The organism is Nitrosospira sp. Nsp18 (assembly GCF_900103145.1).
Classification (GTDB): Bacteria; Pseudomonadota; Gammaproteobacteria; order Burkholderiales; family Nitrosomonadaceae; genus Nitrosospira.
The window spans coordinates 1-12,629 of record NZ_FMWY01000020.1; the positions used below are offsets into that span (position 1 = coordinate 1).

The 12,629-nt window shown below is 50.6% G+C and carries 10 protein-coding genes and 2 pseudogenes; 8 read left to right on the plus strand and 4 right to left on the minus strand.

Annotation, left to right across the window (positions count from 1 at the left end; all coding sequences use genetic code 11):
• Positions 1-503 precede the first annotated feature (503 nt).
• Positions 504-1,496: an STAS-like domain-containing protein gene (locus BLS94_RS09720; RefSeq protein WP_176767847.1), complete on the minus strand. Its 993-nt coding sequence runs from the start codon at positions 1,494-1,496 to the stop codon at positions 504-506.
• 245 nt (positions 1,497-1,741) lie between these two features.
• Between BLS94_RS09720 and BLS94_RS15300 the strand changes: the two genes are divergently transcribed.
• Complete coding sequence (locus tag BLS94_RS15300) at positions 1,742-1,870, plus strand: hypothetical protein (RefSeq protein ID WP_256325374.1); 129 nt, start codon at positions 1,742-1,744, stop codon at positions 1,868-1,870.
• A gap of 311 nt (positions 1,871-2,181) precedes the next feature.
• Positions 2,182-2,811, plus strand: a pseudogene (locus tag BLS94_RS15305) (LPD38 domain-containing protein); the annotation flags it as partial.
• Positions 2,812-2,873: 62 nt separating this feature from the next.
• On the opposite strand, the pseudogene BLS94_RS09730 reads toward BLS94_RS15305, so the two are convergent.
• Positions 2,874-3,005: pseudogene (locus BLS94_RS09730) on the minus strand (IS110 family transposase); the annotation flags it as partial.
• Positions 3,006-3,575: 570 nt separating this feature from the next.
• Between BLS94_RS09730 and BLS94_RS09735 the strand changes: the two are divergent.
• Entirely contained in the window at positions 3,576-4,778 is a 1,203-nt protein-coding gene (locus BLS94_RS09735) for an SH3 domain-containing protein (protein ID WP_090960314.1), read from the plus strand.
• Between the two features lie 625 nt (positions 4,779-5,403).
• Here the strand turns inward: BLS94_RS09735 and BLS94_RS09740 are convergent.
• Positions 5,404-5,841: a hypothetical protein gene (locus BLS94_RS09740; RefSeq protein ID WP_090960317.1), complete on the minus strand. Its 438-nt coding sequence runs from the start codon at positions 5,839-5,841 to the stop codon at positions 5,404-5,406.
• A gap of 524 nt (positions 5,842-6,365) precedes the next feature.
• On the opposite strand from BLS94_RS09740, the gene BLS94_RS09745 reads away from it, so the two are divergent.
• The 3 genes from BLS94_RS09745 to BLS94_RS09755 all read left to right on the plus strand — a co-directional run bounded on the left by BLS94_RS09745 (position 6,366) and on the right by BLS94_RS09755 (position 9,448).
• The gene (locus tag BLS94_RS09745; RefSeq protein WP_090960320.1) at positions 6,366-7,043 is read left to right on the plus strand and encodes an HNH endonuclease; all 678 of its coding nucleotides are present in this window, start codon (positions 6,366-6,368) and stop codon (positions 7,041-7,043) included.
• A gap of 89 nt (positions 7,044-7,132) precedes the next feature.
• On the plus strand, positions 7,133-8,917 hold the full coding sequence (locus BLS94_RS09750) for an ABC1 kinase family protein (RefSeq protein WP_090960323.1): 1,785 nt from the start codon (positions 7,133-7,135) through the stop codon (positions 8,915-8,917).
• 156 nt (positions 8,918-9,073) lie between these two features.
• Positions 9,074-9,448, plus strand: a complete 375-nt coding sequence (locus tag BLS94_RS09755; RefSeq protein ID WP_090960326.1) for a VOC family protein — start codon at positions 9,074-9,076, stop codon at positions 9,446-9,448.
• Positions 9,449-9,601: 153 nt separating this feature from the next.
• On the opposite strand, the gene BLS94_RS09760 is transcribed toward BLS94_RS09755, so the two are convergent.
• The gene (locus BLS94_RS09760) at positions 9,602-10,369 is read right to left on the minus strand and encodes a hypothetical protein (protein WP_090960330.1); all 768 of its coding nucleotides are present in this window, start codon (positions 10,367-10,369) and stop codon (positions 9,602-9,604) included.
• A gap of 328 nt (positions 10,370-10,697) precedes the next feature.
• On the opposite strand from BLS94_RS09760, the gene BLS94_RS09765 reads away from it, so the two are divergent.
• Both BLS94_RS09765 and astB read left to right on the plus strand, forming a co-directional pair.
• Entirely contained in the window at positions 10,698-10,994 is a 297-nt protein-coding gene (locus BLS94_RS09765; RefSeq protein ID WP_090960333.1) for a hypothetical protein, read from the plus strand.
• Between the two features lie 45 nt (positions 10,995-11,039).
• Complete coding sequence (gene astB / locus BLS94_RS09770; RefSeq protein WP_090960336.1) at positions 11,040-12,392, plus strand: N-succinylarginine dihydrolase; 1,353 nt, start codon at positions 11,040-11,042, stop codon at positions 12,390-12,392.
• The last annotated feature ends 237 nt before the right edge of the window (positions 12,393-12,629 follow it).

A 12,629-nucleotide genomic window follows, 5' to 3' on the forward strand; every position in this document is an offset into this window, starting at 1 on the left:
CCATTTCTCTGCTCCATATCAAAGTCCCGCAGGGACCATCAAAAGGTAGCAGATTTTCCACTTATGGGTTTGTTCAAATTCTTGGGGCCACTTCTCAGAACGGTATTTACTCGAACCACAAGATGCTTTCAATGCCGTCAAGACGCTGAACGACAAGTCGCCGGCAAGGCAGGACTTGATAGAAGCGTCGTTGAAGAGCGACGCATCGATTGGCGAGGCCGCAAAAGAGGTAGACTCATTCCTGTCACAATCGCAGCCGAGCCAGCGCATTCCAACTTTGCCGAATGGCGCCAAGCAGGTCGGGACCTCTAAAGGAAAGCCGGTTTACGAGGTCAATGGGAAACGCTTCATTCAGAGTCCTACGGGCGAATGAGATTGCTGCTAACTATGCTAAGCAGTATGGGAGGCGAGTAATAGCAGTGAACCATCAGCCGCGAAGTATTCACTCGAACCTGCAGCCTATCAAAAGGCCGCCGAAGGGATTAAAAAGCTAACTATCGTATCTAGTCCCCACCTTTGACTGCTGCTTGGATTGTTCTCCCAACCTCTTCAGTAACATTAACAGGAACAAGTTGGATATGTGGATTTCTTCTAGCAAAAACACGGAATATCTCATCAGCAAACGACTGGCCAATCATGTCGACTCCCTTAAAATCCAATTGGACTTTTTTAAATTTTTCGACACGATTAAGTATACGTTTGGCTTGCGATCTAGAAATCAATTTCTCACCTTCGTACAGCGCAAGTTTGACAGGAACAACGGTTTTATTGAACACAAAATTCTCTTCTTCATTACCCGTGAAGTCATCAAAAACCGATTTAAGAGTCTTGTCACTTTCTAGGTTGATATGCATGAGTATATGTGTTCCTTTATTTTTTCCTTCGTTATGCCAAAGATAATCATCCTCATCTCCATCTTTATGAGAGAAGATCAGATCATCTGATACGATATAAAATCTATCAAAAGCTCGGGACGTAAAAAAAATGCCTTGACCTGTATGATTTACTGGATCAGTGGTAAGTTTGCCTTTATGTAATTCAAAAAGGGACTCACGCGGGTCGCTGAGATTAAAAACACGTGCGATATGATTAAATATGCCTACTCCATTATCAGAAATCTGAATATTTATTCGCTCAGAATCTCGTTTAACTATAATAGTAACGAATGTTCCTCCCGAATGATCTATTGCATTATTGAGCATCTCCGTAAAACCAAAATGACAAATACTTTCAATATTGGACGGCAGATCATCAAATATAAAACCGAAATCACGATAATAAACTACACTTTCATCAAGTCCGCCTAGTGGGACCACTGCTGTATGGTTACGTACCGGACCCAAAACATAAACTCTAGCACGCGTATTGCCTGTGGGTTTTAAATAACCCGAATTGACTAACGACTTTAAATGGCTAAATATTGCTTGGCGCGAGACCTTAAATGTTTCTATTGCATGACGAATAAATTCAGAATCCCCTGCTTTGATCGCATTCATCAGAAATTGCTGGATTAAGCGTGATCGTTTTGTGCGTCCAGGGAGGCTCAGCATCGTATAGATATTTTATTGTAAAGTTTAGAAGAATTTATTGTAAACTCTATGACATATTTTGTCAATCTTTTCATACATTAAACTCTTATATATAAATGATGATCTTTCCCGCTTGGTCGGGTTTTTATTACCTCAACAAGAACCACAACTAACCGCCTTCGGGGCGGTTTTTTATTACCTAAAGGAAACACATGGCATTTACTGAGTTTGACGGCGAACTGGATGGCGAGAGCGGGTATGTCGAATTTGGCGGCGAGTTGGATGAGCCCTCAAAACAGGATAAGGTAAAGTCCGTTGTCTCTAGACCGTCGCGCGACTGAAGGCGTTGACCCAAATATTGCGAATGCCCCTGAATCACCCAGCGAGGCCGTAGACCGCATCATTTCTACCGGGAAGGATAAGGAAGACGAGATTCGGAAAACACGGCCGGCTGCTTCTGATGCGATTTAGGATGATGTGTTTGATGAACCGGATCATGTTAATGGCGCCATTAATATGGTTGACGATCAGGTTGCCGACGCTGGCAAAACGATCGACTCCAACTCCCGAGCCTATAGGAACACTGAACGCTCAGCTCAACGCCCTGGCGGCCGGAACTAAACCGGGGATGTTACTTGCTCCCTGCGAGCCTATGCCTGATGCGCTACCAGAAGGCATTCAGGCCGCCGAGATACCGGGCCGCAGAACTCTGCTCTATCGCGATGACGCTACCGTGCGCGAGCGCAGCCTGATCATTTCGGTTGGTGATAAAAAGTATGTAACGGTCCCAATGCCGCTGGGCTTTCACGCCATCCCGAATATCGGACGTATCAGCACAGAGTTCGCCATGGGCGGATTCAAGAAGCCGGTTGATCATACTCTGCGACTCGCCGAGGTATTCGCTGAAGCGTTCAATCCGATTGGCAGCGCTGGATTCTCTATTCAGACCATCGCGCCTACCGCAATCGATCCGCTTGTTGAGTTATCCGAAAACAAGGATTAAACCCGGAAGCCGATCGCTAAGGAGGATTTTAATAAGTTATCGCCGACACCCGGATTTTCTCGAAACAAGGATACGGGAAGCAGTCCTGCGAAGTTGATAGCAGAAGCGATCAATACAATATCTGGCGGGAATAAGTACGTGCCGAGCGTATTCAGCCCAACCGCAAATCAAATTGATTATCTTGCTGGGCAGGTAACGAGCGGGGTAGGGCGTGAATCAGGGAAGGTGCAGCAATCAGTTGCAGCTGTGTTGACTGGTGAAGATTTGCCGCCACATAAGGCCCCGCTTGTTGGAAGGTTTTATGGAAACTCAGAAAACTCATCCAGCCAAGAAAATGCTTTCCGGTTCGCGAAATGTTCTAGAAACACCGCACGTTTGACGGGCTTGTTCACGATCTCACCCGTTTCCTCGTCCACGTAGTGCACTTGGACGACCATCTTTGCAATATCGATTCCAACTGGCGTCAGCTTTATCTCGGCTCCTCCGGTTTGCAATGTGAAAATTTATGCGATCTTTCACTGTAAGCACGCCGATGCCAATGGCCCCGTGAGAGTCCCATCCTTCCCTGCCTCACGGGAGGAGGCGTCCATACCATTTCTCTCAGATGTTGGAGGCCTCCATGAAACCCGGGGCGATTCATTTGAGGACCTTATATCATATGGAAGAGCGGTAGAGAGGGGGGTAAATCGTAACGCTTGAGCGAGGGTACCCTGAGACAAATTTGGTGAAATTATCTAAGGTTACAGGTACGAACAAAAAAGTCTTACGAAGACTCGCTGGAGCGTGAATGCAAGGCCGTGAGGGGGAAGTAAAAACTTTTGACGCTTATCAAAAAATACTGCACCATTTAGGCAAAATACACTAAGTGTGGTAAAATGCAAGACTATCAATACTATATATGGTGTTCTTAAGCTTCAAAGAAACCCCGAAAAAGCTAGGAGCTTTTTATTTAAACCCTAAAAATGCGAATACCCCACTACCGGAAATAGTGAGGTATTCATTACTACCCGCGTTGGTATGCGCAAAAACAATAAGGAGAATCCATGCGACTGGACGTAATTAAGGAGCTCGAAAAATCCACCAGCCACCTGAAAGAGTTGCAGGAGCGAGCTTTAGCTCCTTATCGCGGGTTAGCAGAGGTCGATAAAGCACTAAGAGAATCGGCTTCCTTCAGTGGGTTTTCAAGCATAGTCGAAGAATTTACCAAGAAAAATGCTCGTTCTCTTCAAGCCATTACAGAGCCCCTACTCAGAGACTTCGAAAAATCCACTAGCCACCTGAAAGAGTTGCAGGAGCGAGCTTTAGCTCCTTATCGCGGGTTAGCAGAGGTCGATAAAGCGCTAAGAGAATCGGCTTCCTTCAGTGGGTTTTCAAGCATAGTCGAAGAATTTACCGAGAATAATGCTCGTTCTCTTCAAGCCATTACAGAGCCCCTACTCAGAGACTTCGAAAAATCCGCCATCCGTGTGAAAGAGTTGCAGGCGCATGCTTTCGCTCCGTATCTCAAGGTAGCGGAGGTCGATAAAGCGTTAAGAGAATCAGCTTCCTTCGGTGGGCTTTCAAGCAAGCTAAAAGAATCTCTAGACCAAATCTCTTTTTATTCCAAGGAAGCAATCGCATTTTCTCCTGGTAATTCGTTTCAGCAACGGCTAAACGAAATAAGTAAGAGCGCTTATCTTCCTAGAGCTTTAGAAACTTTCTCAAAGAAAGAAAACTTTCCTATTGCTCTCGAAATTGCTCTTTCCAATCAGGAGTTCCCTTCACCTGATGAGACTTTGTCCGCAGACGTGGCGCTCGAAGGGCTCACGAGTGCAGATAACCCACATGAGTTTCGTGAAAGCTTTAGAAAACTGCCCCCTTTGCTGCAACAGGCGCTCATTGGTCTCTTTCTCTTCGTCATACTGCCCATCTTCAACAACATCACAAGCAATATCCTTACCCCAAAGGTGGAGGGGATACTTGAAGCACCAGAGCCAGCAAAAAGGGACAAGGTAAAACAGATTGAAAGGTTAGATATCGGATTGGATTTAAGTAACCATCGATTTGTCCTCGCGAAGAAGGGCCTAACGATGCGGCAGCGTCCGCGCGAGAAGAGTAGAATCGTGGCTAGGCTTGAGTTTGGCAAAGTTGTCAGGCTTGTTTCAACTCAGGGGGACTGGGCCGAAATAACCTATGGGCAGGATGATGGAGAAAATCATCACGGCTGGGTTTTCCGTCGATATTTAGGAAAGTTCCGAGCCGATTGATGGGCACGGGGAAATTTGCTATTACGAAGTTTAAGAGCTCGGCGTAACAAGTTATTTTACTCGGGGGTCTTATGTACAAATCGTGAACGTGGTATGTACACGAACAATTAGTGTTACACTTTACTGTATAGCACAGCGGTACATTGGATCGAGTTAATATATTGATTCTACTTATTTCTTCTAAAGAAACGAGGAATCCCCTTGGGGACGCCACAAAACCCCCTGTTTTTAGCTTGATTTTGTAACGGATACAGCAAGCTAACTCAGGTTGGATTCAGATTCTGATGAATTTTCTGGCGTCAGCCGCCGATGCCGCGAAAGATCGGCATAAACTGCTCGGCGGCATCAACCGGTAAACCAGGCATTCAGGGGCGCTATACCTGCGCTAGGTGATGCATTTCGTGGCCATTTTGCTCGGCACTTGTGAAATGGTTAAAGTGAGTGCATTCAGTTTTCCCTTGGTACTGGTGGCTGATTGAATGGTCATCCATCGGCAACAATTTCTCGCCGCGATCAACAAGACGCTTCGAAGGACGGATGGGGCTATTCAGATCGATTTGATCTCATCCCTCTGTGATCTCATCCCTCTGCTTCATCACATGCCGTAACCACACAGGCGGATCTGTTACGGCTTGGTCACACACATCCCCTTGCAATCAAGACCATCTTTGGTGGGATCACAGTTGTCGGACGGGTCATCCACGCACACCATGCCACCGATGCAGTTGATCCTGCTGGGTCCACCGCAGGGCTGCTTGAATTTGCTTTCTCCCCCGGCACCGGCAACGCACTTTCCGGGACACTCAAGGCCGTCTTTGGTAGGGTCGCACTTATCCCCGGGATCATCAACGCACGACAGGCCCTGCGGGCATTGAATTACGCTGGGTCCACCGCAAGGTAGTTGTTTCGCTCCAGCGGATTTTCCGTGTGGAGCTGATGCGCCCGACGCAGATGCCCCGTCCTGTGCATGAACAGCGCCACTTAAGCCAATAGTCAAGCCAACAGTCAAGCCAAGTGCCGCTATAAATTTAGCAGCTGAATTAAATATCCGGTAACGTTTCATGGTAGCTCCATTCAAGTAAGAGAATAATGGTATCAGCTAAAAATCTCCCTCTTTTTGTTAAAACCGCTGTCTGTTTTTTTATGCGGGTATCGAAAATAAGATAGAAATTCGCACTAATTTTGCGGACAGGGGACTGCCTGGTTCTGTGCGGTGCCGCACTTATTGCAGAGGTAATTTGTATCTACACATCGATGAATGAAAAGCGACCCGGCAAGCATTTGCTGGCGAAACGCGATGCAGGATTTGATACAGGATAAGATGGGCATCAAGGACTGTCGGTCATTCACGGATGCGTCAAGTTGTGTAAGATATTGGTCGATTGATGCGTGGCTGTCCAGGCACTGGTATAGCGCCACCCAAGCATGGCCATCGGCGTAGCCGTAGCCCTCGGGGCGGTGATTTTAAAACTGGGGAATTTACCGATACCTGCCTGGTCAGTGTACATTTGCGGTAGCGCATCAAGAAGCGCTAAAGCGCCCGACTGTAAACAAGCAAAGATATTATTATGTTCAATACGTACGTGCATGAGTGACGGTTGGAGCAACGAAGAACTGAAGGCGTCAGTTGAATGCTATGTCGAGATGCAGCGCAAAGAGCGTGCAGGCCAGCTTATCGCAAAGAAACAGTACTACAGGAAACTGGCGCAGCGGTTCGGCCGAAGCGAAAAGGCATTCGAAAATCGGATGCAGAACATTTCATACATACTCTCGCTTATGGGGCGCAGCTGGTTGACCGGCCTCAAGCCTGCAAAAAATGTCGATGCTGACGTTGCGGACCGGATCGAAAAATTATTTACCCAGCTCGACGGTCAAAAGGCGGTGGCCGTCGCTGCCTTCGAGATCGCCGTGCGAGAAGAAGCCCGGCGAAAAAATCTCCCCAAGCCGAACGGTAATCCCAGCCCGAAGGCCAGACGTATAGCAATCACTCAGTTTCAGCGGGATACCGCAGTCAAGGCCTGGGTTTTACGGCAAGCGGGGGAAATTTGCGAATGCTGCGAGCAGCCCGCTCCGTTTAATGGCGCCGACGGTTTGCCTTACCTCGAATTGCATTATGTCCGCCAACTGGCGGAGGGCGGAGGGGACACGGTATCGAATGCGGTTGCGCTCTGTCCCAATTGTCATCGCGAGATACATCATGGCGCCAACGCTCAGGCGCTGACGGCCTGGTTATACGATAACGTCGCCAGGCTGTTGCGAGACTAGGTCGGTGAGACTACCAATACTGACGAAATGAAATAACTTTTATGAGACAACGGTAAATTTATGACACAAATGTATTGGAAGGATCGCTGATGCTCTTCTGGCAGGCAATTATGGCGGCACGAGACCTCGGACGTTTGCACGAGATCGCATCTATACTCATCCGTTACGGCTTCGGCGATATGGTGCGGCGAATGGGGCTCGCAAATGCGCTGGAGCGGACCGGCCGCGTATTGCGCTGGAATGAAGCGAGCGAATTGGCTCAGCTCGAACCACACGCTCGCGTGCGTCGGGCGCTGGAGGAGATGGGGCCGACTTTCGTCAAGCTGGGCCAGATTCTCGCGACCCGTGTCGATCTCTTCGATCCCGAGTGGATCGCCGAATTCAGCAAGTTGCAGGACAGCACTCCCCCCTCTCCTTATCCCGAGATCCATCGGCAGCTTACCGAAGACCTTGGCGCGGCGCCCGAGGAGGTATTTGTTGCGTTCGATCCACAGCCTCTGGCAACTGGTTCGATTGCACAAGTGCACCGTGCCCGCCTGGAAGATGGCAGCGAGGTGATAGTGAAGGTGCGCCGACCCGGCATCCGGGCGGTCATCGAGGCTGACTTGCGCTGGCTCTCACGGCTGGCCGAACTGATCGAGACGGGGAACTCCGAGCTGCGCCATTTTCGCGGGCAGGATATCGTTCGGCAATTTACCCAATCGCTTCGGGGAGAGCTTGATTTCGCAGCTGAATGCCGTAGCGCAGAACGCATCGCGTCCAATTTCGTGGAATACACCGGACCTGTTCACCCGCGCGACGACAGTCTTCTGGACGATGACGCTACTGCGGAAGCCTTGGCCGAACTCCATCCCCCGCTTCCCATCATTGTTATCCCCAAAGTCTACTGGCAATGGACGGGGGAGCGGGTGTGCGTGCAGGACTATATTGAAGGCATCCCTGGCCGTGATCTCGCCGCTGTCGATCGTGCCGGTTTTGACCGAAAGATTCTCGCCCGGCGTGGTGTCGCCGCAGTGGTAAAGATGATTGTCCTGGATGGGGTGTTCCACGCCGACCCGCATCCTGGCAACGTGTTTTATTTACCGGGCAATCGCATCGCTCTGATCGACTTCGGTATGACCGGGAGGCTTACGGAGGATCGAAGGGGCCAGCTGATCCAGCTTTTGCTGGGTTTGGTGCAACATGAACCCGCACAAGTCGCCGATGTGCTACTCGACTGGGCAGTAGATGGGGAGGTTAGTGAAGAAACACTGACGGCCGAAATTCAGGCGTTCGTCGACCAATATCTCGGCGTGCCATTAAAGCAGCTTAGGCTTGGCTTCATGCTATCCGATCTGGTAGGCATCCTGCGTGGGCATCGGCTTCATTTGCCGCCGGACCTGGCGCTCTTCGTCAAGACCTTCATTACGCTCGAAGGCATGGGACGAGAGCTCGATCCGGATCTGGATATGGCCGGCGAAGCGCTGCCCGTTCTTCGCGATGCGATAAGTGCCCACTATGCTCCGTCAGCAATGGCGAAACGGAGCATGCGGACGGCAACTCAGATAGCCAGCCTGATAGCTGATATGCCCCGAGATCTCACCCGGTTGTTGCGGGCCGCCCGCCGCGGCAAGCTGGACATTCAGGTTGACGTTTTGCCTCTCAAGCATCTGGGCGCCCAGCTGGACGGCGCCGCCAGCCGGCTCACCGTCGGCATCGTCGTGGCGGCGATTATCGTCAGCTCGTCCATCGTCATGACTGTATCAGGTGGTCCGACCCTGCTGGGATTGCCCTTCTTCGGACTGCTCGGCTACCTGTTCGCGTCGGTCGGCGGAATCTGGTTGATGTTTTCTATTTCGCGCAGCAGCAAAGCGGATCGGGAGAGAAGGCCCTGAAGTTTTTCGAATTCTTTCATTAAGGAGTGGCTGGCAATAAAAGAGCTCAGCCTGGCCACGGCATGCATGGAATATGCCTGGGGCTCGCTTGATACCCGCAACGGTTGGGGGTAAGGTGAGATTCCCGCATTGTCTATTTGAATGGGAGTCTTACACATGACAATCACGCTTAATCATACCATTGTGCCTTCGCATAACAAGACTGAGTCGGCCAGGTTCTATTCGAGAATATTTGGCTTCGACTATTTTGGCGAGTTCTCGCACTTCGTTGTTGTAAAGGTGAACGATACGTTATCCCTGGATTTCGACAACAGGGAGAAATTCGAATCTCATCATTATGCGTTCAAGGTTAGCGAGCAGGAATTCGACGAGATATTCGGACGCATCAAAGCCGAAAATATCAAGTATGGCAGCGGTCCCTTTGAGCCGGAAAACATGAGCATCAATCATAATGATGGCGGTCGCGGAGTTTATTTCCGCGATCCCAGCGGCCACCTCCTGGAGATGCTGACCGTTGATTATGCGATGTGATCATAAGGATTGAAGGCACTTTCGTACGGCGCAATGTGCTTCACTTATTGATGATCGTCGTCCACTTTATCGACCGTCGCTCACATGCAAACCTTTACGATGCAAACCTTCAAAGTCACCTTGCGAAGCGATGGCCCCCGGCAGTATTTATTGTTAATAGCCGGCCATCGCCTCGCCTGCGCCGCTCATCTCATGCCGTAGTTCATGCACGATATCCTGCAGCGCGTTTCGGAAGTCAGGATCTTGTAAATGGCGAATTTTCAATGTAATGATGAGCTGATTGCCGTTCCTTATCCTGCTCCAGTTTTCCATTTGCAAGCTTTTCTCTATGGCTTCAGCTCGTCTGTCATCAGAAAGATAGAAGAAATCACAGCAGCATTTTCTCCCCGAGCCCGAAGCTGGCGGAATTCGGCAGGATGCGCATGCGGCGAACAGCGCAGCCGAGGGTACGGCGAGCGGTTCGAATCCAAGTTCTGTCGTGTTTGCGGCCGAGTGCGCATTTGCCGGTTTGACGCCAGCAATTAACGTTGCATAGTTTTGATCATGGTTTTTGTTCGTGCTGTGATTCCCGTTTTTCTCAGGGACCTGACCGAGCGTCGCGGCGCAAACCCTGACTTGCAAAAGAAGCGTTTGCAACCCGAAGCCCCTCCACTCTTTTTTCACGTAGCACATTCCCAGCTCTTTCTCGGTTGGGTTTTCAAGATCGAATACGCCTGCGCCAGCCATGAAATTGCCGACAGCATTCTCTATAACGAAAAATAGCCCGTTCTCAACGGCTGCCTTGAATTCATCATAGGGCCGCGACAGGAGATTTGCCGATTCTTCCAGCGGCAGATTTTTAATCGCTTCGCGATACTCCGCCAATATGTGACCAACATCACCAAGGCCCGCCGCGCGGACAACTGCATGAGTTATCGTCACTGTATTGCCTCCCTGTCGCGCTGCTCGCGCCACTGTGCCTCACATGATTACTGTTGCTATTTCGCCGTTGCACCCCGCGTGCGGATTCAGATGTCTAGGACATCTGGATAACCTCTTCGTTCATCCATGAACTGCCCCATATAGGGGCGGCGAGGCGGGAATCAATCCACGAAATTTTCCCCAATGGCAACTACCTGATTGCTGGTTTTATAGAAATTGCTTTTGTCAATATAATCCATTGACATTAAAATAGAATTGGAATATAAATAATTGCGTTATTCAACTATATCCTGAGATCGGACAGGTTTGAATGGAGATGAAATAAGGCATGGTTACCATTGAGCAGTACCGCCGGATTTGCGCGAAGTGGACGGGCGATCCCGAGGAATTTTCATGGCTGGTCGAGCATGGCGACATCGTGGGGTTCTCTCAACGCGCTATCGCGGATGAATTCGAATTTGCGCCGTCAACGGTTTCACGGTGGGCGGCGGGCGAAGCACTTCCGCATAAGCGCATCCAGAAACTGGTGATTGGCGGATTGGAGAAAAAGGCCCGGCGGCTCGAAAACGCAGCCGCGAACGCGACTACGCTTCCAGGGAAAACACATAGTCATGAGCCATCGTAGAGATAAATCTTCCGCAGCGCATAATTTAGCTGCCGGTCTGCGTGCATGAGCGCACACGAAGTCAATTTTGATGGCTTGGTGGGCTTAACGCATAATTACAGCGGACTGGCTACGGGTAACATTGCCGCGGCAGAGAACGCGCTGACTGAATCCAACCCCAGGCAGGCGGCTCTTCAAGGACTGGAGAAAATGAAGCGCCTCGCCGATCTGGGAATTCGGCAGGGCGTATTGCCTCCGCAAGATCGCCCGGCGGTTGGCGCGCTCAGGAAATTGGGTTTTTCCGGTAATGATGCTTCGGTTGTCCGCCAAGCCGCAGCGGTGGCGCCGGGGTTGCTTCGCGCATGCTGCTCGGCATCGAGCATGTGGGTGGCGAATGCCGCCACGGTTTCCCCGAGCGCGGATACGGAAGATGCCAAAATCCACATCACCCCGGCTAATTTGCCCTCTCAATTCCACCGGAGCATCGAGGCGGCAGCCACATCGGTAATCCTGAAACGGATCTTTGGCGATGAGCAGTTTTTCGAGCATCATGATCCGCTCCCGCCTAACCTGTACTGCGCAGATGAAGGCGCCGCCAACCATATGCGGTTGTGTTCGGATCACGGTGAGCCCGGGCTGGAGGTTTTCGTATTCGGCCGATCCGCGGGCGGTGGCGCGCCGCAACCGCTGAAGTTTCCCGCGCGCCAATCATTGGACGCGTGTGAGGCGATATCCAGGCTTCACAAGATCAAGCCCGGAAGGCAACTGTTCGTCCAGCAGAACCCGGTAGCCATCGATGCCGGCGCGTTTCACAATGACGTGGTCGCGGTGACAAATTGCAATGTCCTGCTCTATCACGAAGCGGCATTCCTTGATCCGCGGAAAACCGAAGATGCCATCGTTGAAGCGTCCAATTTCCCCAGTTACCCGGTTCACTTCATAAGAGCCGGCGAATCGGACATCCCGCTTGCCGAGGCAGTAAGCACTTACCTGTTTAACAGTCAGCTGATCAGTCTTCCCCACGGGGGAATGATGATCCTGGCCCCTTCTGAATGCCAGAATTCCGAGTCTGCACGGACTTTTCTCGAACGTATTGCCAGCGACGCGTCTAATCCCATCTCACGTGTCGAATATGTGAATTTGCGTCAGAGCATGAGAAACGGCGGAGGACCGGCTTGCCTGCGGCTCCGTGTTGTCCTAACCGAACCGCAATTCGATTCTGTCGCCAGGGATAGCCGCACTATCCTCGACCAGAGTCTTTATGACGAGCTGAAGTCGTGGATTGAGAAGCATTATCGCGAACGCATTTCCCCGAATGATCTGGGAGATCCCGCGCTATTGCACGAGAGCCGCGCTGCGCTCGATGAACTTACACGCATTTTATTGCTGGGGCCGATATATGATTTCCAGAAGGTGTAGCGTTCGGACAATCAGGCGGGTTCTTTGCGACAGGTCTGTCGCAGTTTCGGTTTTATTGTCGGATTATCCTACACTTGGGCTAATTCGATCCGGCTGGAGTTTCACGAAATAGTAGGTTGGGTGAAGGCTGCAAGCCGTAACCCATGGTTTTTGCTTTGATGGGTTGCGCTTTGCTCCACCCATCCTACGAAATTGAATATTTTTTCGGGCTGGCTCACGTATACCTGAGTCTACTTG